Source organism: Ensifer sp. Root423 (assembly GCF_001426275.1).
Taxonomy (GTDB): Bacteria; Pseudomonadota; Alphaproteobacteria; order Rhizobiales; family Rhizobiaceae; genus Ensifer; species Ensifer adhaerens.
This window is the reverse complement of record NZ_LMEG01000012.1, coordinates 114,063-135,593: the sequence shown is the minus strand read 5'-3', so window position 1 is coordinate 135,593 and position 21,531 is coordinate 114,063. Positions and strand designations below refer to the sequence as shown.

Genomic DNA, 21,531 nt, shown 5'->3' with positions numbered 1-21,531 from the left:
CCGGCAGCGGCCAGGCGCCGCCGAACTCAGCCTTTCGGCAGGAGCACCTTGTCGATCACATGGATGACGCCGTTCGACTGCTTGACGTCGGCGATCGTTACCGTCGCCGTACCGCCGGTTTCATCGGTCAGCATCAGCTTGCCGCCGTCTTCCCTGGCTTTCAGCACACAGCCGCCGACCGTTTTGACGTCATGCTCGCCACCGTCCTTCTTGATCATCTCGGTAATCGCCGCCGACATCGCGTCGGCGGCAACGACATGGCAGGTCAGGACCTTGGCGAGCTTGTCCTTGTTCTCCGGCTTCAGAAGCGTGTCGACGGTACCGGCCGGCAGTGCGTCAAAGGCGGCATTCGTCGGCGCAAACACCGTGAACGGCCCCTTGCCCTCCAGCGTCTTCACCAGCCCGGCTGCCTTGACGGCCGCGACCAGCGTGGTGTGATCCTTGGAATTAACGGCGTTCTCGACGATGTTTTTCTCCGCATACATCGGCGCGCCGCCGACCATCGGATTTTCGGCATGGGCGACGAAGGCACTTGCTGCGAGGACGGACGCTGTTGCGACCAAGCGGATGGCAGACGTGAACATCTTCTCTTCCTTCCTGTTGAGGGAGGCGGCGCATGGGCCGCCCGCCGAAGCTGCCGTTCCCTACGGGGGGAACAAGACAAGCAACGGAACGACGGGAGAAAGAGTTTCAGGAATTTTCAGGGAAGTTAGTCGATTGATAAATAAGGATATTTATCGATATCACGCGCTCAGAGGTTTCGCGCCTTGCCGAGCGCGATGATCGGTCCGGTGGCCACGCCGGTCGACGAACCGCCGAGCGGCTCGACGCTGACGGCAAGAACCGAGCCGGCGGAGATCCGCGAGCGGAAGGTCGACGGCACGGCGATTTCGCCCTCCCCGGTCTGCGGCAGGACACCGAGCGAGATTGCCGGATTGCTGCCGTTGATCAGCCAAAGTTCGAGGGATTTCTGTTCCGCCTGGCTGGCGGCCACCGGCGTTACCTGCAAGCGGCCCGATGCCCGGTCGAAGCGGGCGACGAGATCGATGGCGCTGCCTTTCCCCGAGAGCTCGGCAACAAGCGAGGCACCGGTCGACCGCGTCTCGAACAGGCCGGCCATTGAGGCGCCCATCACCAGCAGGGCGGCGAACGAGGCAAGCGCCAATCCTCGCCAGAGTGCCAGCGAGTGCCAGAGCCCGCGGGACCGTACAGGTTCCGACCGCAACGTATCGAAAAGTTGCCGTTCGATCGCGGAGAACGTCCTAGGTGGGGGCACCACCGGATCATAGGCGTCGTCGAAGGAGGAAAGGTTGCTCTGCCAGCGGTCGACCATGGCGGCAAAGTTGCGATCGGAAGCAAGCCGGGCCTCGACCTTGCGGCGATCGTCGGCAGACAACACGCCGAGCACATACTCGCCCGCGATCACCTCGTCGCGGCGAAAGTCCCGGCCCTCTGGGGTTGGTGTCGTCATCGCTCCATACACTCTCGCAACTTCAGGAGACTGCGCCTCAACCAAGTCCGCATAGTGTTCAGCGGCACCGCGAAGACGTCAGCCAGTTCCTGGTAGCTCAGGCCTTCGACGTAGGCGCGCCGCACCGCTTCCGCGCGGTCTTCTTCAAGCTCCTCCATGCAGGCGTCGATCCGCCTGCCTTCTGCTCTCACGACTGCCAACTTTTCCGGATCGGCAGCAGGATCAGCCAAATCGTAGGCTTCGTCAATCACATTGGCAGCCGGTTTGCGCGCCCGGATGAAGTCGATGGCCTGATTACGCGCTATTGCCGCCAGCCAGGAACCCGCAGCCGCCTGTCCTTGCGAAAACCGGCCAGCCCGCTGCCAAATCTTGACGTAGATTTCCTGCAGCGCTTCTTCCGCCTCGCCCCGATTGCCAAGAATACGCAGGCAGATGCCGAAGAGTTTCGGACTGGTCTGCCGATACAGTTCGGCGAAGGCGTCGCGATCGCCGAGCGAAACGCGGCCAAGCAGGCCGGCTATATCCTCATCGATCATAGAACGCGCCCCGAAGCCTCATCTCTCCAGAGATAGGGCGCAGTTCACTTTGAACCAGCCGTATCGTCATTCGGCCTTTATGTTGCTCTCCGATCATTCCATCGATCCGGAACTTGCGCTAAACAGCAGCCGGTATTTTTCGAGGGTCCGCCATGTCCGCCAATGAAAGTGAAATCCAGGCACGCCTGCTCACCCAGGCCCTGCCCTACATGCAGCGCTACGAGAACAAGACGATCGTCGTCAAATATGGCGGCCACGCCATGGGTAACAGCGAGCTCGGTCGCGCTTTTGCAAGCGACATCGCGCTTTTGAAGCAGTCGGGCGTCAACCCGATCGTCGTGCATGGCGGCGGCCCGCAGATCGGCGCCATGCTGACGAAGATGGGCATCGAATCGAAGTTCGAAGGCGGCCTGCGCGTCACCGACGAAAAGACGGTCGAGATCGTCGAGATGGTGCTCGCCGGCTCGATCAACAAGGAGATCGTCGCGCTCATCAACCAGACGGGTGAATGGGCAATCGGCCTTTGCGGCAAGGACGGCAACATGGTCTTCGCCGAAAAGGCACGCAAGACCGTCAAGGATCCGGATAGCAATATCGAGCGCGTCCTCGATCTCGGTTTCGTCGGCGAAGTGGTCGAAGTCGACCGCACGCTGATCGACCTGCTCGCCCGCTCGGAAATGATCCCGGTGATCGCGCCGGTCGCGCCCGGCCGTGACGGCCACACCTACAACATCAACGCCGACACCTTCGCCGGCGCCATCGCCGGTGCGCTGAACGCCACGCGCCTGCTGTTCCTGACGGACGTTCCCGGCGTGCTCGACAAGCAGGGCAACCTGATCAAGGAACTCTCAGTATCCCAGGCCCGCGCGCTGATCGCCGACGGCACGATTTCCGGCGGGATGATCCCGAAGGTCGAGACCTGCATCGACGCGATCAAGGCGGGCGTTCAGGGCGTCGTCATCCTCAACGGCAAGACGGCCCATTCGGTGCTGCTCGAAATCTTCACCGAGCGCGGCGCCGGCACGCTGATCGTGCCCTGACGCAACCCGATCGGCAATAACGTGACGAGGATCCGGAAGCCGTCTCACACAGCTTCCGGATTTTTTATGCGGCCGCGCTGTCCGATGGATGGCGCCTGCGGGGCGGTAACATCGATTCCTCCTCGGCCTCCTGCGGCGCTCCCCAGAACACCTCAAGCGACGGCCCGGCGGCGAAATGGCGGCGGCGGAAGGCGAATTCGTAGAGCTCGTGAAACCAGACCCTGCGCCCCATGCGGGTGTACCACCGCATCGAATGGCGCTGCTGCGGGTCGCGGTGCAGGAGGACGCGCGCAAGGGCCTTTGGCCGCGCCTGGATCGCGACCTCGATCAATTTCACGCTCAGAAAAAGCACGACCGGGTGAAGGTGCTTCATCTTCAGCACCTGATGCTTGTAATCCCACTTGCGCATGTCCGGCTCGATGACGGTGCGATCCCTGGCGAGGCCAAAGAACGGGGTCCACCGGTGCGGCGTGACGTAGAGCGCCTGGATCTGGTCCGGGTCGTAGGAAAGAAGCTGCCTGAAACCACGCCAAAGATCGCTCAGGCGTTCCTCCTCGAAGCCGACCACCCAGGTGGCCATTGAAAGAATGTCGTGCTGGCGCAGGAGCGCGATTGCCTGCCGGTCGCTCGTGGTCGTCCCGCCCTTTTTGATCAGCTTCAGCGTCGCGTCATCAGTGTTTTCCATTCCGAGCAGCCAACGCACGACACCGGCCTTGCGATAGAGGTGCAATATGTCGGCATCGCGCACGATATCGTCTGCCCGCGTCGAGCCGACGATCTGCACCGGCACGTTCTCGGCGATCATGGCGTTCAGGAAGGCGAGCCAGCCCTTGCGCGACGAGGTCGGGTTTTCGTCGGCGAGATTGATCAGTTCCACGCCCTCTTCACGGTGGAGGCGGGCGATCTCCTTAGCGAACGCGACCGGATCCCGGTGCCGCCATCGCGTCCAGAAACCGCGCTGGCCGCAATAGTTGCACAAATGCGGGCACCCTCTCGAAAACTGCAGCACGACAGCGCGTTTTCCGCCCCAATAACTGTAGTGCCGATGCTCGATCAACTCCCAGCCGATGCGGTAGGCATCGAGATTGGCGATCGCCTCGGTCGGACGGGTGGCGAGCGCAACCCCGTCATCATCGCGATAGGCGATGCCCGGAACCTCGCTCAAGGGTTCTAAGGATGACAGGGCGCGCACGAGCCGTCGCACTGTCTCTTCGCCCTCTCCCCTGACGACGTAATCGAAGGCGCCGCTCTCGCTTAGAACCTCGCGCCAATGATAGGTCGGGAACACACCGCCATAGATCACCCGGACGGACGGTGCGGTCATTCTGACATCGCTGGCAATACGCTTGGCCGTCGGGTGGGCCGACGTCGACCCCGAATGACCGATCAGCAGAAGATCCGGGCAGTCGTCGAGCACGCGTGCGACAATCTCTTCGAAGCCCAAAGGGCCGAATTCGCAATCGATGAGCCGCACGGCGTGGCCATCATCGATGAGCGGCCCGCCAACGGCGAGCAGGCCGAGCGGCGGAAGATGATCGTCGGGAATACGGCTGCCGATGGCCGTATGCGGCGGATTGAGCAGAACAATCTTCATACGGTGCCTCTTGGGTCGCAAAGAATTGCCAGAGACACGATAAAGCTGAAGATTGCGGAAATAACAGCTCCAGGCTGCGGCCAAAAACGTACGTTTTCGCGGTGAAATCGCGCAACTTGCGCAGCGCGATTTCATCGAGCCCCGAGCTCAGCGCGGAGCGTAGACCTCGGTCGCCGCCGCCTTCAATTCTTCCATCATCACGCGGTATGGGCCCGGGCCGTAGCTGACGCGTGACACGCCGGCGCGGGCGAGCGTCTTCAGGTCGGGTGCGGCCGGGCGCATCATGATGTTGACGGGCAGGATCGAGGCGGCGCAGACCTTGGCGATCAGCGCCTCGTCCACCAGCCACGGTACGAAGAAGCCGCTGGCGCCCGCTTCGGCATAGGCCTTGCCGCGGGCGATCGCCTCGTCGACGAGGCCGGCATGCCGGCTCTCGTCACCCTCCTGCAGGAAGAGATCGGTGCGGGCATTGATGAACAGGGGGATGCCGCGCCGGTCAGCCATCTCGCGGATGGCGCGGATGCGCTCCGCCTGCTTTTCGACCGGGTGCACGCCGCCCTTGCCGACGATCTGGTCCTCGAAGTTGATGCCGATGGCGCCGACGTCGAGGATGCGCGAGACATTGGCGGCACCGGTCGCCGCGTCGTCGGAGTAGGCGCCTTCGAAATCGATGCTGACGGGCAGGTCGGTGCTCGCCACGACCAGGCGTGCGATATCGGCAAGCCAGGCCAGAGGCACCTTCTCGCCGTCGCCGAAGCCGTGGGCGGCCGCCACCGACCAGCTTCCGGTCGCAAGCGCCTTGGCACCGGCCTCTGCCACGGCCTTGGCGCTGCCGGCGTCCCAGATGTTGTACAGCACCACCGGGTCACCCTTCTTATGCAGGGCGGCGAAGGCGAGCGCCTTTTCCTTCTGGTTCATTGTGTTTCCTCCACCAACAGGCTGACTGGTTTCATTTTCGCCTCGTGCCGAAGCAGCCACTGTTTCCGCCAGAGCCCGCCACCGTAACCGGTCAATGAGCCATCCGCGCCGATGCAACGGTGGCACGGAATGACGATGGCGATCCGGTTGGAACCGTTGGCCTTGGCGACCGCACGTGCGGACTGGATCGTAGCGACCTCGCGGGCAATGTCACCATAGGAACGTGTCCCGCCGGCGGGAATCTTCACGAGCTTCGCCCAGACGTTGCGCTCGAAGGGCGTTCCCCCGGGCGCAAGCGGAGTTTGAAATCCGCCCGCCTCGCCGGCGAAATAGCTCTTCAACTCGCCTTCGATCTGATCGATCGGCGCCGTCCGGCCGGGGACGATGGCCGAGCGCGTCGCGCGCTTCAACGCCTCCAGCTCCGTCGGCAGCGCCTTGCGTTCGTGGAACTCCAGCAAATGGAGGTGCGTCGCATCGGCAACCGCGACCATCGGCCCGATCGGCGTTTCGATCCAGTCGGACGAGAGCAGCGCCCTCCCCTGGGCTGCCGCCGGCGCATCGCCGAGCAGGCGCTGGAAGGCTACGCGAAACCCGCTCGGCGACTCGTAGCCTGCCTCGAGCTGGGCGTCGATCACCCGACCACCGTCGGCGAGCTGGCGGGCGGCGAGCCCCAGGCGACGATGGCGCGCGAGATCGAGGAAGGTGATGCCGAGCGCGCGCTTGAAGGCACGCCGGACGGTCGAGGGATCAAGCCCGCGGCGCACGATGTCGTCCTCGCTCCAACGGCGCTCCGGTGCTGCTTCCAGCGCCTGCAGAAGCTCCTGGACGAGCGGATCCTTGGCGCCGAACGTGGCAAGCGGCCGGCAGCGCTGGCAGGGACGGAACCCCGTCTCCAGGCAGGTGCCGATCGAGCTGACGAAGATCGTATTTTCCCGCTTCGGCTTGCGGGCCGGGCAGGACAGGCGGCAGAAGACGCCTGTTGTCTTGACGCAGACGAAGGCCGAACCTTCGTATTCGCTGCTGCGCGCCATCAAGGCGTCGTAGAGCGTTTCATCGGAGGGAAGATCGAACAACATGCCGCGGTTCTAGCATGACCACGGCTCGGGAGACGCCGGTTTTCGGGCGTCTATTTTTCAGATCAGCACCAGCATGACGACACCGAGCACGATCAGCAGGCAACCCAATAGCTCCAGTCTGTTGATCCATTCGCGGAAGATGAAAAAGGACGAGGCGAAGGTGAAGAGCATTTCCACCTGGGCGACGACCTTGACGACGGCCGCCTGCTGCAGGGTCATCGCCATGAACCAGCCGAAGGAGGCAGACGCGCCGACGAAACCGACGACAAAGGCCGGCTTCCAGGCAGCCGCGATGCGCGGCAGCTCGTCGCGTTCGCGCAGCACGATCCAGATCAGCATGACCACGGTCTGCAAGAGGATGACGAAGCCGAGCGTGAAGCTTGCCTGCATCATGTAGTCGGGTGCCGGCAGGCTCGGCGCCAGAGCCAGCGACGCCGAACGGTAGGCGACGGCCGAAAGGCCGAAGAAGGTGCCGGACAGCAAGCCGATGCCGGCCGTGCGCGAGAATACCGAGGTCACCAGCGTGCGCGCACTCAGGGTCGTGCGCGCCACCGAAATCAGCATCACGCCGACGACCGAGATGGCGATTGCCACCAGCGTGCCCTCGCTCGCCTTTTCGCCGAGGAAAATCAGGCCGAAAAGCGCTGCCTGCGCCGGTTCCGTGCGCGAATAGGCGGTGCCGACGGCGAAGTTGCGGAAGGAGAAGAGATGGACGAGCAGGAAGGTTGCGGCGATCTGCGCCAGCCCCCCGATCACCGCCCAGAGGAAGAAAGTGCCGTTCGGCACCGGAAGCGGACGGCCCACCACCTGCCAGAGCACAACGAGATAGAGGAAGGCGAACGGCAGGCCGAAGCCGAAGCGCACGAAGGTCGCGCCCGTCGTGCCCATGACGCCTTTCAAGTGTTTCTGCATTGCGGAGCGGACGTTCTGAAGGAAGGCCGCGGCGATGGTGATGAGGACCCAGGTTTCCATCGTTTCGAGCTAGCATGCAGGCCGGCTCGTTGCCAAGGACCACCTAACGGACCGGTTGCTACTCCGCCCTTTCCCGCGCCTCTGCGAGCTCCGTGCCCTCGCTGATCGTGATCCGGGGCGCCTCGTCCTCGAAGGTCTTTACCCGCTGATCGTAGTTCGGCGCGAGCGTTCCGAGCACACGGTCCCAGAAGGAGAAGTAGTTGGCGTAATTGTACCTGAAGCCCGAATGGTGCTGATCATGGAACGTCGTGCACAGCAGCGGAGACGGGTAGCGCGCGGTGGAGGCGGCAAAATACTCGAAGCCGCAATGGCCGATCATGCCGTTGAAATGTTCGAACAGCCGATGGGCGATGAGCACCAGCGGCGGAAACGGCACGACGAAAACGACGACGGCCGAAAAGCTCTGAAGCAGGAAGTTGTCGAAGACGTCCTCGGAATAGGTGCTCCAGATCGTCGGCGCCACGCTTTTATGATGCAGGGCATGCAGCGGATAGAGCCACTTGGTGTGCAGCAGCCGGTGCATGAAATAGAACCAGGCATCGTAGAGGATCATGCTGAGCACGAAGAGCGGCAGGGCGTTCCACCAGGTGAGCGTCCAGGGCGCCGGCGCCCAGCCCTTCTGCTGGGCGTAAAGACCGATCGTCAGCGGCAGGCAGGCGCTGAACATCGATTTGAGGCTCTGGCGGATCTCGGCGCTGCGGCGCTTGTCGGAACCGCGTCCCTTCTGGATCTTTCGCTCGGGATTGCGCTCGTTGAGCCATGTGATGCCATAGCCAAGCGCGAAATAGGTAACGACGGTGAACGTGTAAAACCCGAACAGAAAGAGCAGATAGAATACTTCGTTCGACATTGGCATCCGCATCCCCGAGCCAAAAACCGCGCGAGCCGGAAGATGCCACGCACAACCGCCAATTCAAAGCGCTAATCTATGCGCCAGCATTACGCCCGGCCCCGCATCGCCATTTTCCCGTTTGCCGCCACGGTCGGTCGTGTCATAAGGCGGTCATGAAAAAGCTCGCCCGCCTGCCGACCCGCTCCGAATTCGCCCATGTCACCGACTGGGTCTTCGACCTCGACAACACGCTCTATCCCCACCACGTCAACCTGTTTGCGCAGATCGACCGCAACATGACGGCCTATGTGGCGAAGCTTTTGTCGCTCGATCCGGCCGACGCCAAGAAGCTGCAGAAGGACTATTACCGCGACCACGGCACGACGCTCAAAGGCCTGATGGTCCATCACGGCATCGACCCGAACGAGTTCCTCGAGCAGGCCCATGCGATCGACTATTCGATCGTTCCGGCCGACCCGGCGCTCGGCGAAGCGATCAAGTCGCTTCCCGGCCGCAAGTTCATCTTCACCAATGGCAGCGTTGCCCATGCGCAGATGACGGCCCGGGCGCTCGGCATCCTCGACCATTTCGACGACATCTTCGATATCGTCGCCGCCGACTTCGTGCCGAAGCCCGCGGGCGAGACCTATGACAAGTTCATGAGCCTGCACCGGGTCGATACCCGCAATGCCGTGATGTTCGAGGACCTGCCGCGCAATCTCCTCGTGCCGAAGGCGCTGGGCATGAAGACGGTGCTGCTGGTGCCGCAGAACCTCGAATACACCTTTGCGGAATCGTGGGAAAAGTCGAACGACACCGACGAGCAGATCGACTACGTGACGGAAGACCTCGCCGGCTTCCTGCGGAGCCTCCTCACAGATCTCTAGAGTGGCGCTGGCGGACGCCGCAAAGACGGCGTCCCGCCCGCTGCGACACAATTTTGCCGCCGAAAAACCTCTTTTCGGCCAATGACTTAAATTACCAAAGTTTAACTGGCGTCGGCTGCACCCGCGTCTATCCTTGCGATCAGAAACAACCGATCGAAAGGACGCATGATGCCGAACAAGACCCTGATCCTCGGCGTGGCTGCACTCTCCGTCGCCGTCACCGGAATGGCCTCCCCCTCCTTTGCTGCCCGCGAAAAGATGACGCCCGAGCAGCGCGGCCAGCACATGATCGAGCGGCTCGACACCAACAAGGACCAGAAGGTTTCGCTCACCGAGTTCCAGGCGCGGATCTCCGACAATTTCAAAACCTTCGATACCAATGGCGACGGGCAGATCAGCGCCGAAGAAATGAAGGTCAAGCGCGAGGCCTTCCGTGAGGCGCGCAAGACCTGGAAGGAAGCCAAGGCCAAGACAGGCACGGAGCGCGAGACCGCCCTTGCCAAGCTGAGGGAAGCCCGCCCGGCCATGCTGCCTGGGCTGCGCCCGAAGGCCTTCAAGCGCGTCGATGCCGACGGCAACGGTTCCTTGAGCGCCAGCGAAGTTTCAAGCGCCGCGGAAGCCATGTTCAAGCGGCGCGACAAGAATGGCGACGGCGTCATAGACGCGGCCGACTTCACCAAAAAGATCTGACGGGAGCTCTTCTCTCTCCCCACCGCCCGGTGGAGAGGCTCCTGCCTAGCCCATAGCCCCTTGCTCCCCCAGCGAGGGGCTATGCGCTTTTTTTGGACCGCTGCGATCAGCGGCGGCCATTTGCCATCGGAACGGACTTCGGGTCGACCGTTTCATAGAAGCGGGAAATGATATCCCAGGCTTCATCAGCCGTTTCGACGAACTGGACCAGATCGACGTCGTTCGGCGCGATCGTGCCGAATTCGGCAAGCGCCTCGAAATTGACGATCGAGCGCCAGAATTTTTCCCCGAAGAGAATGAGCGGAACCAGCGCAAGACGCCCGGTCTGCATCAGCGTCATCGTCTCGAAGAGCTCGTCCAGCGTACCGAAGCCGCCCGGGAAAACGGTGACGGCCTTGGCGCGCAACAGGAAGTGCATCTTGCGGATGGCGAAATAGTGGAAGTTGAACGACAGTTCGGGCGTCACGTAGCGATTGGGCGCCTGCTCGTGCGGCAGCACGATGTTGAGGCCGATCGACGGCGCGCCGACATCATCGGCGCCGCGATTGCCGGCTTCCATCACGCCCGGGCCTCCGCCGGTGACGACGACATATTCCTTGTAGTGCAGCTTGGCCGAATGCTCGGAGCAGAGCCGCGCGAACTTGCGTGCTTCCTCGTAATAGACCGAGGCGGCTTCGAGGTTCTTGCGCTGCGTCTCGTTCTTCGCTGCCCAGGCGTCGCCGCCGGGCTCAGGAATGCGAGCGCCGCCGAACATGACGACGGTGGAGTTGATGCCGCGCTCTTCCAGCATCATTTCGGTCTTCAGGAGTTCGAGCTGCAGCCGGATCGGGCGCAGTTCTTCGCGGCAGAGAAAATCGTCGTCGATATAGGCGAGGCGATAGGAAGGCGAAGCCGATTGCGGCGTGACCGGAACGGTCTGTGCGCGTTGCCGGCTCTGCGAGCTGTCGGCCAGCGGATCCCAGACCCCATCTTTGCGGCGCAGAGCGCGCTTCTTCATGCGTGCCATATTCTCGTCTTTCCCGTCGCGTTCCGGACAATCGGCATCTCGTCCAGACGCGTCCTATCCTCAATCCTCGGTCATGAAGGTCGCAAGCGCATCAGCGCGCTGCGGCGGCCTTTGCGCATCCCGAACGGGTACGCGGCGCTGTAGTGCCGTGTTCGCCTCAGTTTGCCAAGCCCCGGCCACTCCAGGGACCTGAAAAGCCCTTCAACATTTCAGGATCACGTCGTGCAGCCACCGCCGCTCAGGACGTGTCAAGGTCGCTGCAGCAGCTAGATCTGCTGCATAATTTTGTCCTTAAATCGATTCCGATTTTCGGATTTATGCAGTAGAGCTTTCGCAGGATAACCGCCGAACTTTAAGGAATTCCGATGACGAACCACGACCTCGCCTCCCTGTCGCAGACGATCGAAGCCGCCTTTGAAGACCGCGACTCCGTCAACACCGGAACGCGCGGCGCGGTGCGCGATGCCGTCGAGACGGCGCTGAACCTGCTCGACAGCGGCAAGGTCCGCGTCGCACAGCGCGGCGAAGACGGTAACTGGACGGTCAATCAGTGGCTGAAGAAGGCCGTACTGCTCTCCTTCCGCCTCAACCCGATGGAAATCGTCAAGGGCGGCCCGGGGCAGTCGGTCTGGTGGGACAAGGTGCCCTCGAAGTTCGACGGCTGGAGCGTCAACGAGTTCGAGAAGGCCGGCTTCCGCGCCGTTCCGAACTGCGTCGTGCGCCGTTCGGCCTACATCGCCCCCAACGCCATCCTGATGCCCTCCTTCGTCAATCTCGGCGCCTATGTCGGCGAAGGCACGATGGTCGATACCTGGGCAACGGTCGGCTCCTGCGCCCAGATCGGCAAGAACGTGCACCTTTCGGGCGGCGTCGGCATCGGCGGCGTGCTGGAGCCGATGCAGGCCGGCCCGACGATCATTGAAGACAACTGCTTCATCGGCGCCCGCTCGGAAGTCGTCGAAGGCTGCATCGTGCGCGAAGGCTCGGTCCTCGGCATGGGCGTCTTCATCGGCAAGTCGACCAAGATCGTCGACCGCGCCACCGGCGAAGTGACCTATGGCGAAGTGCCGCCCTACTCGGTCGTCGTCGCAGGTTCGATGCCCTCGGGCTCGACCATGGGCAACGGCCAGCCGGCGCCGAACCTCTATTGCGCCGTCATCGTCAAGCGCGTCGACGAGAAGACCCGCTCGAAGACCGGCATCAACGAACTGCTTCGGGACTGATCGCGATGACACCGGAGGGGCCGCAGCCGAGCATGACCTGGCTGTTCTTCAGCCCCTCCGGTCGCATCGGCCGCCTGCCCTTCTTTCTCTCCTGGCTATTCTGGTTCCTGATCGGCGGCTTCATGGTCGCCCGAATGGTTGCCAACGAGGGCAATGAGACGGTGCTGGCGCTCTGGACGCTGGCATTCGTCGTCTCGAGCCTCGTCTCGCTGCCCTCCATCGCCATGCTGGCGATCAAGCGCCTGCACGATATCGGCTATCCCGGCCCGCTTTCCCTCACTCTGTTTATCCCGGTCTTGAGCCCGGTCGTCTTCATCGCCCTTTGCCTCTGGCCGGGCGATCAGGGGCCCAACGAGTTCGGCGCGCGCAGCGACGAACCCGGCCCTTGAACCCTTCGCCCCTGTACAAGAACCGCGTGAGCGCGTATGTAGCGCGCCATGACAGGCCCGCGACGTGTTGGCCGCGGCAATTGGCGCCGAGACGATCCGTTCGTCCTGGGCTCTACGACCGATATCCGAAAGACAAGATATGACTGAATTCGAAGGGATCGCGCCTGCGATCGCCGAGGCGTTGGCAAAACGCGGTTACAACGAATTGACGCCGGTTCAACAGGCGATGCGCGATCCGGAACTCGCCGGGCGCGACGCCCTGGTTTCGGCGCAGACCGGTTCCGGCAAGACGGTCGCCTTCGGCCTGGCGCTGGCGCCGACGCTGCTTGGCGATGAACGCCGCTTCGGGCCTGCCGGTGCCCCCCTGGCGCTCGCCATCGCACCGACGCGCGAACTGGCGCTTCAGGTCAAGCGCGAGCTTGAGTGGCTCTACGGTGAGACCGGCGCGACGATCGCCTCGTGTGTCGGCGGCATGGACATGCGCACCGAGAAGCGCACGCTGGAACGCGGCGCCCACATCGTCGTCGGCACGCCCGGTCGCCTTTGTGACCATATTCGCCGCAACTCGCTCGACATTTCTTCGCTGCGCGCCATCGTTCTCGACGAAGCCGACGAAATGCTCGACCTCGGCTTCCGCGAAGACCTCGAATTCATTCTCGAAGAGTCCCCTGACGATCGCCGCACCCTGATGTTCTCGGCGACCGTGCCGAAGTCGATCGCAACGCTCGCCAAGAACTACCAGCGCGACGCCGTACGCATCAGCACCGCTTCCGAACAGAAGCAGCATGTCGATATCGAATACCGCGCGCTCACCGTTGCGCCGAACGATCGCGAAAACGCGATCATCAACGTGCTGCGCTTTTACGAAGCGCGCAACGCCATCGTGTTCTGCTCGACCCGCGCCGCGGTCAACCATCTGACCGCCCGCTTCAACAACCGCGGCTTCTCGGTGGTGGCGCTTTCGGGCGAGCTCAGCCAGAACGAACGCACCCACGCCCTGCAGGCCATGCGCGACGGCCGTGCCCGCGTCTGCATTGCGACCGACGTTGCCGCCCGCGGCATCGACCTGCCGGGCCTGGAACTGGTCATTCACGCCGATCTGCCAACCAACTCCGAGACGCTGCTTCACCGCAGCGGCCGCACCGGACGCGCGGGTCAGAAGGGCGTCAGCGCACTGATCGTGCCGGTCAACCAGCGCCGCAAGGCTGAGCGCCTGCTCGACGGGGGCCGGATTACCGCGACCTGGGCACGCCCGCCGTCGGCCGACGAGGTCAGCCAACGTGACGACGAGCGCCTGCTTGCCGATACGAGCTTTGCCGAGCCGATCCGCGAGGACGAACAGGCGATCGTGGCAGCACTTATCGAGCGCCACGGTGCCGAGCAGATGGCCGCCGCCTTCGTACGCCAGTTCCGTTCGGGACGGTCCGCTCCGGAAGACCTGATCGAAGTCGCTGTCGGCGCCAAGCCGCGCCGCGACGAACGCGCACCGCGCGATGATCGTGCCCCGCGCGAGGACTTCGGCGCCGAGCGGGCCGATTTCAGCGACGGCAGCTGGTTCTCGCTGTCCGTCGGCCGCAAGCAGAGTGCCGAGCCGCGCTGGCTGATCCCGATGCTCTGCCGTCACGGCAAGCTGACCAAGCGCGACATCGGCGCGATCCGAATGCAGCAGGAAGAGACCTTCGTCGAGATGACCGCCGAGGGTGCCGAACGCTTCCTGTCAGCGATCGGCAAAGACAAGATGCTGGAGAAGGGCATCCGCGTGAAGCCGCTCGCCGGCGCGCCGGATCTGTCGCAGCAGCGCCAGGAAAAGCCGAGTTTCTCGAGGGACAAGCCGAACTTCTCCAAGGATAAGCCGGGCTTTGCCAAGAAGCGCCCCTATTCCGACGACGCCGCTCGCAATGACGACCGCGGCGACTTCAAGCCGAAGCGCAAGTTCGAAAAGAAGGCCGCCTATAGCGATGGGCCTGCCCATACCGAGGACAGGCCGCCGGCGAAGGGCGCCGAAAAGCCTTGGGGCAACAAGAAGAAGGGCAAGCCGGACGCTGGCAAGGACGGCGGCTTCAAGCCCAAAACCAAGCCGAAGGGCAACGCCAAGAACCGCCAGGGCTGAGCCCGGCGACGGCAACCCAAAAGCCAATCAACAAGGCGTTGCGATCCGATCGCGGCGCCTTTTTTGTTATTCCGAGGACCGGGAGCGAGCGGTCCCGGCACTCCACCCGGACGCTCAGCGCAATGCGGATCATGCATGGCACCGAGCCAGCGCGCGTGACGGTCAGGCAGCGTCGAGCTGCGATTGGGCGACGATCTTGACCACCCAGTCAGCAAAGACGCGCAGCCGGCTGCTCAGATGCCGGTTCGGCGGATAGACGAGATAGATCGGCATGGGCTCGACTTCCCAATCCTCCAGCACCGGCCGCATGGCGCCGGTCTCGAGGTCCTCGCGCACCATGAAACGCGGCGCCTGAATGACGCCGAGGCCGGCTCGCGCCGCCGCGAGATAGGTGGTGGCTTCATTCGCCGCCACGGCATAGCGGCCGTTCACCTCGATCTCCTCGTTGCCGCGCTTGAAGTAGAACGGCAACTGCTGCCCGGTCTGCGGCCGGAAGTAGCCGACGACGTAGCAGTTCTTCGAGAGATCCGACGGATGCTGCGGGATCGCGTGGCGCGAGAGGTAATCGGGCGCTGCGCAGGCGACGAAGCTCATCTCGGTGATGCGGCGCGCGATCAGGGACTGGTCGGTGAGCGCACCGACGCGGATGGCGCAATCGACATTCTCGGCCACGTAGTCCACCGTCCTGTCCGAGACCCCGAGGTCTATCTGGATGTCGGGATAACGCTTGTGAAACTCCGGTAGCGCGGGGATCACAATCAGGTTGGCAATCGCGCTTGCCATCTCCACCCTGAGCCGTCCCTTCGGCAAGGTCTGGGCGCTCGAAAGACTGCCGTCGAGTTCGTCGAGGTCGGTCAAAAGGCGTGCCGCGCGTTCGTAATAGAGCGCGCCATCGGGCGTTACCAGCACCCGGCGGGTGGTGCGGTTCAGAAGTTTTGTGCGCAGATGCGCCTCCAATCCCTGGATGAGATTGGTCAATGTCGCCTTGGGCATATTCAGCGAAGCGGAAGCGCGGGTGAAATTTCCGGTTTCGACGACCCGGAGAAAGGCGCGCATGGCCGTGAGCTGGTCCATTTTCAAGAGCCGTAATTGTTCGAGAATACGAATAGTGTAATCAGATTGAAAAGACTATTCCAGACAGAAGACAATGCTATTCTCCTGTCGTGGCGTGTTGTCGCCACATGTGGGTTTGGCTCGGGCCGAAGGCAAGAGAGATGGGCGAACAGTTCAAAGTGGAGACGATGCAGACGGGCCAAGGCTCGTGCACCGCACGCGTCTACCGCGGCGAGACCCTGCTTAATCCGCCGCCGATCGTACTGCACCTGCATGGCGGCTCCTTCGTCGGCGGAACGATCGCTGCCGGCGAGCGCGTTGCCGAGGCACTCGCGGCAGCCGGAGCGGTGGTGATATCTCCGGAATATTCCGCGGCCTGCCTCAACCCCTTTCCCGCGGCCCTCGATGTCGCCTATGCCATGCTGTCGTCGATGCGCGCGCGCTGCCCGCAGTTCGCACACAAGAAGTCGTCGCTGTTCGTGGCCGGCGAAGAGGCTGGCGGCAATGTCGCCGCCGGGGCCGCGCTGATGGCGCGAGACCAGTATCTGACCGATCTCAAGGGCCAGATCCTGCTGTCGCCGATGCTGGATCCGTGCCTGGCAACGGCATCGTTCCGTCAATACTGTCCCCAGTCCTCGGCGCAATCGATCGCCGACGGCTGGCAGCGCTATCTCGGCCAGAACGGTGGCTTCACCCACCCTTACGCCGCGCCGGCCCACTGTACGCGGCTCGCCGGCCTCGTGCCTTCGCTGATCGTGACCAGCGAAGAGTGCCCGATGCGCGACGAGGCTGAAGCCTATGCCGAGCGCCTGCGCAAGGCGGGCGTGGCGGTCGAATCCCACGTGCTGCCCGGACGCGCCGGATGGTTGCCGCAGAACGCAGGCACCGGCGAAAGCTGGTCGGCACAGCAGAAGGAAATTACCGGCATCTTCGCCCGCTTCTTCCAGAAGGCGGGGGCAAAGCCGGCGGAAATGACGGTGCGTTAGGCGGGGCCGCTCAGAGGCTCATTCCCCGATCTGGCATCGAACGCAAAGCGCCGGCTCCCAACCGGCAAGGAGAGAAAAGATGACATCGACAGTGACCCGCCGGGCCCTCTGGGGCGCCGGCCTGAGTATCCTTTTGTCTGTCGGCGGCGGCGCCGCCGTCATGTTCGGCCTGCCGCAGCATTTCGAGGCCGATGCCGCGACCGATGCGTCCGCCGCTCCTCCGCCGGCCGTGCCGGTCTCGGTGGCGCGGGCGCAGTCCAAGCGCATCACCACCTGGGAGGAATTCTCCGGACGCCTTGAAGCGATCGAGCGTGTCGAGGTGCGCCCGCGCGTCGGCGGCGCCATCCTGAAAGCCCACTTCCGCGAAGGTGCGCTGGTCAAGCAAGGTGACCTCCTGGTGACGATCGATCCCGAGCCCTATGCCGCAGCCGTCGAGCGGGCAAAGGCCCAGGTCGAGGCTGCCGAAGCGCGTGTTTCGCTCGCCAAGATCGAGCTCGAGCGCGGCCGCAAGCTGGTGACCACCAGCGCCGTGCCGCAGAGCAGCGTCGACCAGCGCGCCAGCGCCTATGACGAAGCTCAGGCGGAGGTGCGCTCGGCCAAGGCGGCGCTGCGCACGGCCGAACTCGATCTGCAATACACCGAGGTCCGTGCGCCGATCTCCGGCCGCGTCGGCCGGCTCGACGTCACCGCCGGCAACCTCGTTGCTGCCGGTTCCGCCTCGCCTGTGCTGACAACGCTCGTCTCGGTCGATCCAATCTATGCGAGCTTCAACGCCAGCGAAGAAGTGGTCACCACCGCTCTCGCCCGGCTCGCAGCATCGGCCGGCGGCAACGCGATCGAGCGCCTGCCGGTCCAGGTCGGCACCGCCGCCGACGAGGGCACGCCGATCTTGGGCCATATCCAGCTCATCAACAACGAGGTGGATGCGGCAACCGGCACGATCCGGGTACGCGCGGCGCTTGAAAACGCCGACGGCAGGCTGATCCCCGGACAGTTCGTCCGCATCCGCATCGGCGAGCCGGACCCCGAGGAAAAGCTTGTGATCAGCGACCGCGCCATCGGCTCCGACCAGGACAAGAAATTCGTCTTCGTCGTCGGCACCGACAACAAGGTCGAGTATCGCCAGGTGAAGCTGGGGCCGAATTCCGACGGTCTGCGCATCGTCGAAAGCGGCCTGAAGTCCGGCGAGAACATCGTCGTCAACGGCCTGCAGCGGGTTCGCCCCGGCGTCGTCGTGGCGCCGCAGCAGGTCGAGGAAACGACCGCCTCTATCGCCAAGTAATCCCGGCGCCTCTTCGCCCGGTGTGAAGAGGCTCCAGCCAAGGCATCACTCTGCAGACATGGCCGCGCGGCGCGTTTTTTCGCCGCGCCCGCCGGAGGTCTGCCCGAACGCATCCCAAGGGGGATACCATGAACTTCTCACGCTTCTTCGTCGACCGCCCGGTCTTCGCGGGCGTATTATCGGTCCTGATCTTCGTGGCCGGCCTGATCGGCATGACCGGTCTGCCGATCTCCGAATATCCCGAAGTCGTCCCGCCGCAGATCGTCGTGCGCGCGCAGTATCCGGGCGCAAACCCGGCCGTCATCGCCGAAACGGTGGCGACACCGCTTGAAGAACAGATCAACGGCGTCGAAGACATGCTCTACATGCAGAGCCAGGCGACCGCCGATGGCCTCATGACGCTGACCGTCACCTTCGCGCTCGGCACCGATCCGGACCAGGCGCAGCAGCTCGTCCAAAACCGCGTCTCGCAGGCCGAGCCGCGGCTGCCCGAGGAGGTGCGCCGCCTCGGCGTCACCACCGTCAAGAGCTCGCCCGACCTGACCATGGTCGTGCACCTGCTTTCGCCGAACGGCCAGTACGACATCAACTATCTGCGCAACTACGGTGTGCTCAACGTCAAGGACCGGCTGGCCCGCATCGAAGGTGTCGGCCAGGTGCAGATCTTCGGCGGCGGCGACTATTCGATGCGCATCTGGATCGACCCGCAGAAGGCAGCCGAGCGCGGCCTTGCCGCAGGCGATATCGCCAACGCGGTGCGCGGCCAGAACGTCCAGGCGGCGGCAGGCGTCATCGGCGCCTCGCCTTCCGTCCCAGGTCTCGATCTGCAGCTTTCGGTCAACGCGCAGGGCCGTCTGCAGACGCCTGAGGATTTCGAGAACATCGTCGTCAAATCCGGCGCCCAGGGCGAAGTGACTCGGCTCGGCGATGTCGCCCGCGTCGAAATGGGCGCGTCCGAATACTCGCTGCGCTCCTTGCTAGACAACAAGCCGGCCGTCGGCATGGCGGTCTTCCAGGCGCCTGGATCGAACGCGATCCAGATTTCGGACGACGTCCGCAAGGCCATGGCCGAGATGAAGCTCACCATGCCTGAAGGCGTCGACTACGGCATCGTCTACGACACGACACAGTTCGTGCGCGCCTCGATCGAATCCGTGGTCGACACGCTGCTCGAGGCGATCGCGCTGGTCGTGCTCGTCGTCATCATCTTCCTGCAGACCTGGCGCGCCTCGATCATTCCGCTCGTCGCCGTTCCGGTCTCGATCGTCGGCACCTTCGCCGTCATGTATGTCTTCGGCTTCTCGATCAACGCGCTCAGCCTCTTCGGCCTCGTGCTTGCGATCGGCATCGTCGTCGACGACGCGATCGTCGTGGTGGAAAACGTCGAACGCAACATCGAGCAGGGACTGTCGCCGGTCCAGGCGACCTACCGCGCCATGCAGGAAGTCTCGGGTCCGATCATCGCGATCGCGCTGGTGCTCGTCGCGGTGTTCGTGCCGCTCGCCTTCATCACCGGCCTCACCGGCCAGTTCTATCGCCAGTTCGCGCTGACGATCGCCATCTCGACCGTGATCTCGGCGCTCAACTCGCTGACGCTCTCCCCGGCGCTGGCTGCCCTTCTCTTGAAGGACCACCACGCGCCGAAGGACTGGCTGACGCGGTTGATGGACAGGCTTTTCGGCTGGTTCTTCCGCGGCTTCAACCGCTTCTTCGGCGCAAGCTCGGAGGCCTATGGCCGCGGTGTGGGTCGCATCCTGACACGCAAGTCGCTGATCATGGTGGTCTATGTCGTGCTTCTCGGCGTCACCTTCACGCTGTTTCGCGCGGTCCCCGGCGGCTTCGTACCGGCGCAGGACAAGCAGTACCTGATCGGCTTTGCCCAGCTTCCGGACGCAGCCACGCTCGACCGCTCGGAAGACGTGATCAAGCGGATGAGCGAAATTGCGCTCAAGCACCCGGGCGTCGAAAACGCCATCGCCTTCCCGGGCCTGTCGATCAACGGCTTCACCAACTCGTCGAACTCCGGCATCGTCTTCGTCGCGCTCAAGCCCTTCGAGGAACGCAAGACGCCTGAACTGTCCGGCGGCGCGATCGCCATGCAGCTCAACCAGGAATTCGGCGTCATCCAGGATGCTTTCATCGCCATGTTCCCGCCGCCGCCCGTCCAGGGTCTCGGAACGACCGGCGGCTTCAAGCTGCAGCTCGAGGACAAGAACGGCCTCGGTTACCAGGCGCTCGACGAGGCGACCAAGGCCTTCCTCGCCAAGGCCTACCAGGCACCGGAGCTGGCCGGTCTCTATTCGAGCTACCAGATCAACGTGCCGCAGCTCTATGCCGACCTTGACCGCGTGAAGGCACGCCAGCTCGGCGTGGCCGTCACCGACGTCTTCGAGACGCTGCAGATCTACCTCGGCTCGCTCTACGTCAACGACTTCAACGCCTTCGGCCGCACATACAGCGTGCGCGTCCAGGCGGATGCGAACTACCGCAGCCATGCCGACGACATCGGCAAGCTGAAGGTGCGTTCGCAATCCGGCGAGATGATCCCGCTGTCGGCGCTTCTGAAGGTCGAGCAGACGGTCGGCGCCGAACGGGCGATCCGCTACAACGGCTTCCTGTCGGCCGACATCAACGGCGGCCCGGCACCGGGTTTCTCGTCCGGCCAGGCGCAGGAAGCCATCGAACGCATCGCCGCTGAAACCCTGCCTCCGGGCATCGACTACGAATGGACGGACCTGACCTACCAGCAGATCCTGGCTGGCAACTCCGGCATCCTGGTCTTCCCGCTGGCGCTGTTGCTCGTCTACCTCGTGCTTGCGGCCCAGTATGAGAGCCTGACGCTACCGATCGCCATCATCCTGATCGTGCCGATGGGCATCATGGCGGCACTCGTCGGTGTCTGGCTGACCGGAGGCGACAACAACGTCTTCACCCAGATCGGTCTGATCGTCTTGGTCGGGCTATCGGCGAAGAATGCCATCCTCATCGTCGAGTTCGCCCGCGAACTGGAACTGTCGGGCAGCACGCCGGTCAAGGCGGCGATCGAAGCGAGCCGGCTGCGTCTGCGCCCGATCCTGATGACCTCGATGGCCTTCATCATGGGCGTGGTGCCGCTTGTCATGTCGACCGGCGCCGGTGCGGAAATGCGCTCGGCCATGGGTATCGCGGTCTTTGCCGGCATGATCGGCGTCACCGCCTTCGGCATCTTCATGACGCCGGTGTTCTACGTGCTGATCCGCAAGCTCGCTGGCGAGCGGCCTCTGAAGCACGCGGGAGCCCATATCGAGGCGCCGCATCTCGCACCCGGAGAATAAGCCCTTCTCCATTCCCTTCGCGATCTTCAGGCGGGCCGGATCCTTCCGGCCCGTTGAAGCTGCGGCGCTGCGCCTCCGCCCAGGCGCGGCGCCGTTCTGCGTTCGACGCCACAGTTCCCGTCTCGCGTGCCCCATCCTGCGTGACAGTTCGC

At 63.7% G+C, this 21,531-nt stretch carries 19 protein-coding genes; 9 read left to right on the top strand and 10 right to left on the bottom strand.

Annotated elements, in window-relative coordinates:
• Window positions 1-26: 26 nt before the first annotated feature.
• From ASD01_RS13290 to ASD01_RS13280, 3 genes are all read right to left on the bottom strand, one after another.
• The gene (locus ASD01_RS13290; protein WP_034797313.1) at window positions 27-584 is read right to left on the bottom strand and encodes a fasciclin domain-containing protein; all 558 of its coding nucleotides are present in this window, start codon (window positions 582-584) and stop codon (window positions 27-29) included.
• Between the two features lie 167 nt (window positions 585-751).
• Window positions 752-1,471 (bottom strand): anti-sigma factor, encoded by a 720-nt coding sequence (locus ASD01_RS13285; protein ID WP_034797317.1) that lies wholly within the window; start codon window positions 1,469-1,471, stop codon window positions 752-754.
• Window positions 1,468-2,007, bottom strand: a complete 540-nt coding sequence (locus tag ASD01_RS13280; RefSeq protein ID WP_034797319.1) for a sigma-70 family RNA polymerase sigma factor — start codon at window positions 2,005-2,007, stop codon at window positions 1,468-1,470. The genes ASD01_RS13285 and ASD01_RS13280 overlap by 4 nt, the downstream gene beginning before the upstream one ends.
• 152 nt (window positions 2,008-2,159) lie before the next feature.
• Here ASD01_RS13280 and argB point away from each other — a divergent pair, with 152 nt between their 5' ends.
• A complete protein-coding gene (gene argB / locus ASD01_RS13275; protein ID WP_034797321.1) occupies window positions 2,160-3,047 on the top strand; it encodes an acetylglutamate kinase in 888 nt (295 codons plus the stop codon).
• Between the two features lie 64 nt (window positions 3,048-3,111).
• Here the strand turns inward: argB and bchE are convergent, their stop codons facing one another.
• From bchE to ASD01_RS13250, 5 genes are all read right to left on the bottom strand, one after another.
• On the bottom strand, window positions 3,112-4,641 hold the full coding sequence (gene bchE / locus ASD01_RS13270) for a magnesium-protoporphyrin IX monomethyl ester anaerobic oxidative cyclase (protein WP_034797323.1): 1,530 nt from the start codon (window positions 4,639-4,641) through the stop codon (window positions 3,112-3,114).
• A gap of 147 nt (window positions 4,642-4,788) precedes the next feature.
• Window positions 4,789-5,559: an isocitrate lyase/PEP mutase family protein gene (locus tag ASD01_RS13265; protein WP_034797325.1), complete on the bottom strand. Its 771-nt coding sequence runs from the start codon at window positions 5,557-5,559 to the stop codon at window positions 4,789-4,791.
• A complete protein-coding gene (locus ASD01_RS13260; protein WP_034797327.1) occupies window positions 5,556-6,635 on the bottom strand; it encodes a bifunctional transcriptional activator/DNA repair enzyme AdaA in 1,080 nt (359 codons plus the stop codon). Before ASD01_RS13260 ends, ASD01_RS13265 begins: the two co-directional genes overlap by 4 nt.
• Window positions 6,636-6,692: 57 nt before the next feature.
• Window positions 6,693-7,607, bottom strand: coding sequence for a DMT family transporter (locus ASD01_RS13255; protein ID WP_034797329.1), 915 nt, complete (start codon window positions 7,605-7,607; stop codon window positions 6,693-6,695).
• A gap of 58 nt (window positions 7,608-7,665) precedes the next feature.
• Complete coding sequence (locus tag ASD01_RS13250; RefSeq protein WP_034797332.1) at window positions 7,666-8,457, bottom strand: sterol desaturase family protein; 792 nt, start codon at window positions 8,455-8,457, stop codon at window positions 7,666-7,668.
• Window positions 8,458-8,612: 155 nt separating this feature from the next.
• Between ASD01_RS13250 and ASD01_RS13245 the strand changes: the two genes are divergently transcribed.
• Window positions 8,613-9,326 (top strand): pyrimidine 5'-nucleotidase, encoded by a 714-nt coding sequence (locus ASD01_RS13245; RefSeq protein ID WP_034797335.1) that lies wholly within the window; start codon window positions 8,613-8,615, stop codon window positions 9,324-9,326.
• 165 nt (window positions 9,327-9,491) lie between these two features.
• The gene (locus tag ASD01_RS13240; RefSeq protein WP_034797339.1) at window positions 9,492-10,016 is read left to right on the top strand and encodes an EF-hand domain-containing protein; all 525 of its coding nucleotides are present in this window, start codon (window positions 9,492-9,494) and stop codon (window positions 10,014-10,016) included.
• Window positions 10,017-10,122: 106 nt separating this feature from the next.
• Here the strand turns inward: ASD01_RS13240 and ASD01_RS13235 are convergent, their stop codons facing one another.
• Window positions 10,123-11,022, bottom strand: a complete 900-nt coding sequence (locus ASD01_RS13235) for an LOG family protein (protein ID WP_034797342.1) — start codon at window positions 11,020-11,022, stop codon at window positions 10,123-10,125.
• A 365-nt stretch (window positions 11,023-11,387) separates the two neighbouring features.
• On the opposite strand from ASD01_RS13235, the gene dapD reads away from it, so the two are divergent.
• The 3 genes from dapD (at window position 11,388) to ASD01_RS13220 (ending at window position 14,744) form a co-directional block, all read left to right on the top strand.
• Window positions 11,388-12,245 carry a 2,3,4,5-tetrahydropyridine-2,6-dicarboxylate N-succinyltransferase gene (gene dapD / locus ASD01_RS13230; protein ID WP_034797345.1) on the top strand — a complete coding sequence of 286 codons (858 nt, stop codon included), beginning with the start codon at window positions 11,388-11,390 and terminating at the stop codon, window positions 12,243-12,245.
• A 5-nt stretch (window positions 12,246-12,250) separates the two neighbouring features.
• On the top strand, window positions 12,251-12,634 hold the full coding sequence (locus ASD01_RS13225; RefSeq protein ID WP_034797357.1) for a DUF805 domain-containing protein: 384 nt from the start codon (window positions 12,251-12,253) through the stop codon (window positions 12,632-12,634).
• Window positions 12,635-12,773: 139 nt separating this feature from the next.
• Window positions 12,774-14,744, top strand: coding sequence for a DEAD/DEAH box helicase (locus ASD01_RS13220; RefSeq protein WP_034797359.1), 1,971 nt, complete (start codon window positions 12,774-12,776; stop codon window positions 14,742-14,744).
• Between the two features lie 162 nt (window positions 14,745-14,906).
• Here the strand turns inward: ASD01_RS13220 and ASD01_RS13215 are convergent, their stop codons facing one another.
• On the bottom strand, window positions 14,907-15,818 hold the full coding sequence (locus ASD01_RS13215) for a LysR family transcriptional regulator (RefSeq protein WP_034797362.1): 912 nt from the start codon (window positions 15,816-15,818) through the stop codon (window positions 14,907-14,909).
• A 140-nt stretch (window positions 15,819-15,958) separates the two neighbouring features.
• On the opposite strand from ASD01_RS13215, the gene ASD01_RS13210 reads away from it, so the two are divergent.
• The 3 genes from ASD01_RS13210 (at window position 15,959) to ASD01_RS13200 (ending at window position 21,379) form a co-directional block, all read left to right on the top strand.
• A complete protein-coding gene (locus ASD01_RS13210; RefSeq protein ID WP_034797364.1) occupies window positions 15,959-16,783 on the top strand; it encodes an alpha/beta hydrolase fold domain-containing protein in 825 nt (274 codons plus the stop codon).
• 79 nt (window positions 16,784-16,862) lie between these two features.
• Window positions 16,863-18,065: an efflux RND transporter periplasmic adaptor subunit gene (locus ASD01_RS13205; RefSeq protein ID WP_034797366.1), complete on the top strand. Its 1,203-nt coding sequence runs from the start codon at window positions 16,863-16,865 to the stop codon at window positions 18,063-18,065.
• Between the two features lie 128 nt (window positions 18,066-18,193).
• Window positions 18,194-21,379: an efflux RND transporter permease subunit gene (locus ASD01_RS13200; protein ID WP_034797367.1), complete on the top strand. Its 3,186-nt coding sequence runs from the start codon at window positions 18,194-18,196 to the stop codon at window positions 21,377-21,379.
• The last annotated feature ends 152 nt before the right edge of the window (window positions 21,380-21,531 follow it).

What these genes read in the sequence shown, in the direction of transcription:
- ASD01_RS13290 (WP_034797313.1), bottom strand. Translation starts at nt 584, where the DNA reads ATGTTCACGTCTGCCATCCGCTTGGTCGCAACAGCGTCCGTCCTCGCA.
- ASD01_RS13285 (WP_034797317.1), bottom strand. Translation starts at nt 1,471, where the DNA reads ATGACGACACCAACCCCAGAGGGCCGGGACTTTCGCCGCGACGAGGTG.
- ASD01_RS13280 (WP_034797319.1), bottom strand. Translation starts at nt 2,007, where the DNA reads ATGATCGATGAGGATATAGCCGGCCTGCTTGGCCGCGTTTCGCTCGGC.
- argB (WP_034797321.1), top strand. Translation starts at nt 2,160, where the DNA reads ATGTCCGCCAATGAAAGTGAAATCCAGGCACGCCTGCTCACCCAGGCC.
- bchE (WP_034797323.1), bottom strand. Translation starts at nt 4,641, where the DNA reads ATGAAGATTGTTCTGCTCAATCCGCCGCATACGGCCATCGGCAGCCGT.
- ASD01_RS13265 (WP_034797325.1), bottom strand. Translation starts at nt 5,559, where the DNA reads ATGAACCAGAAGGAAAAGGCGCTCGCCTTCGCCGCCCTGCATAAGAAG.
- ASD01_RS13260 (WP_034797327.1), bottom strand. Translation starts at nt 6,635, where the DNA reads ATGTTGTTCGATCTTCCCTCCGATGAAACGCTCTACGACGCCTTGATG.
- ASD01_RS13255 (WP_034797329.1), bottom strand. Translation starts at nt 7,607, where the DNA reads ATGGAAACCTGGGTCCTCATCACCATCGCCGCGGCCTTCCTTCAGAAC.
- ASD01_RS13250 (WP_034797332.1), bottom strand. Translation starts at nt 8,457, where the DNA reads ATGTCGAACGAAGTATTCTATCTGCTCTTTCTGTTCGGGTTTTACACG.
- ASD01_RS13245 (WP_034797335.1), top strand. Translation starts at nt 8,613, where the DNA reads ATGAAAAAGCTCGCCCGCCTGCCGACCCGCTCCGAATTCGCCCATGTC.
- ASD01_RS13240 (WP_034797339.1), top strand. Translation starts at nt 9,492, where the DNA reads ATGATGCCGAACAAGACCCTGATCCTCGGCGTGGCTGCACTCTCCGTC.
- ASD01_RS13235 (WP_034797342.1), bottom strand. Translation starts at nt 11,022, where the DNA reads ATGGCACGCATGAAGAAGCGCGCTCTGCGCCGCAAAGATGGGGTCTGG.
- dapD (WP_034797345.1), top strand. Translation starts at nt 11,388, where the DNA reads ATGACGAACCACGACCTCGCCTCCCTGTCGCAGACGATCGAAGCCGCC.
- ASD01_RS13225 (WP_034797357.1), top strand. Translation starts at nt 12,251, where the DNA reads ATGACACCGGAGGGGCCGCAGCCGAGCATGACCTGGCTGTTCTTCAGC.
- ASD01_RS13220 (WP_034797359.1), top strand. Translation starts at nt 12,774, where the DNA reads ATGACTGAATTCGAAGGGATCGCGCCTGCGATCGCCGAGGCGTTGGCA.
- ASD01_RS13215 (WP_034797362.1), bottom strand. Translation starts at nt 15,818, where the DNA reads ATGGACCAGCTCACGGCCATGCGCGCCTTTCTCCGGGTCGTCGAAACC.
- ASD01_RS13210 (WP_034797364.1), top strand. Translation starts at nt 15,959, where the DNA reads ATGGGCGAACAGTTCAAAGTGGAGACGATGCAGACGGGCCAAGGCTCG.
- ASD01_RS13205 (WP_034797366.1), top strand. Translation starts at nt 16,863, where the DNA reads ATGACATCGACAGTGACCCGCCGGGCCCTCTGGGGCGCCGGCCTGAGT.
- ASD01_RS13200 (WP_034797367.1), top strand. Translation starts at nt 18,194, where the DNA reads ATGAACTTCTCACGCTTCTTCGTCGACCGCCCGGTCTTCGCGGGCGTA.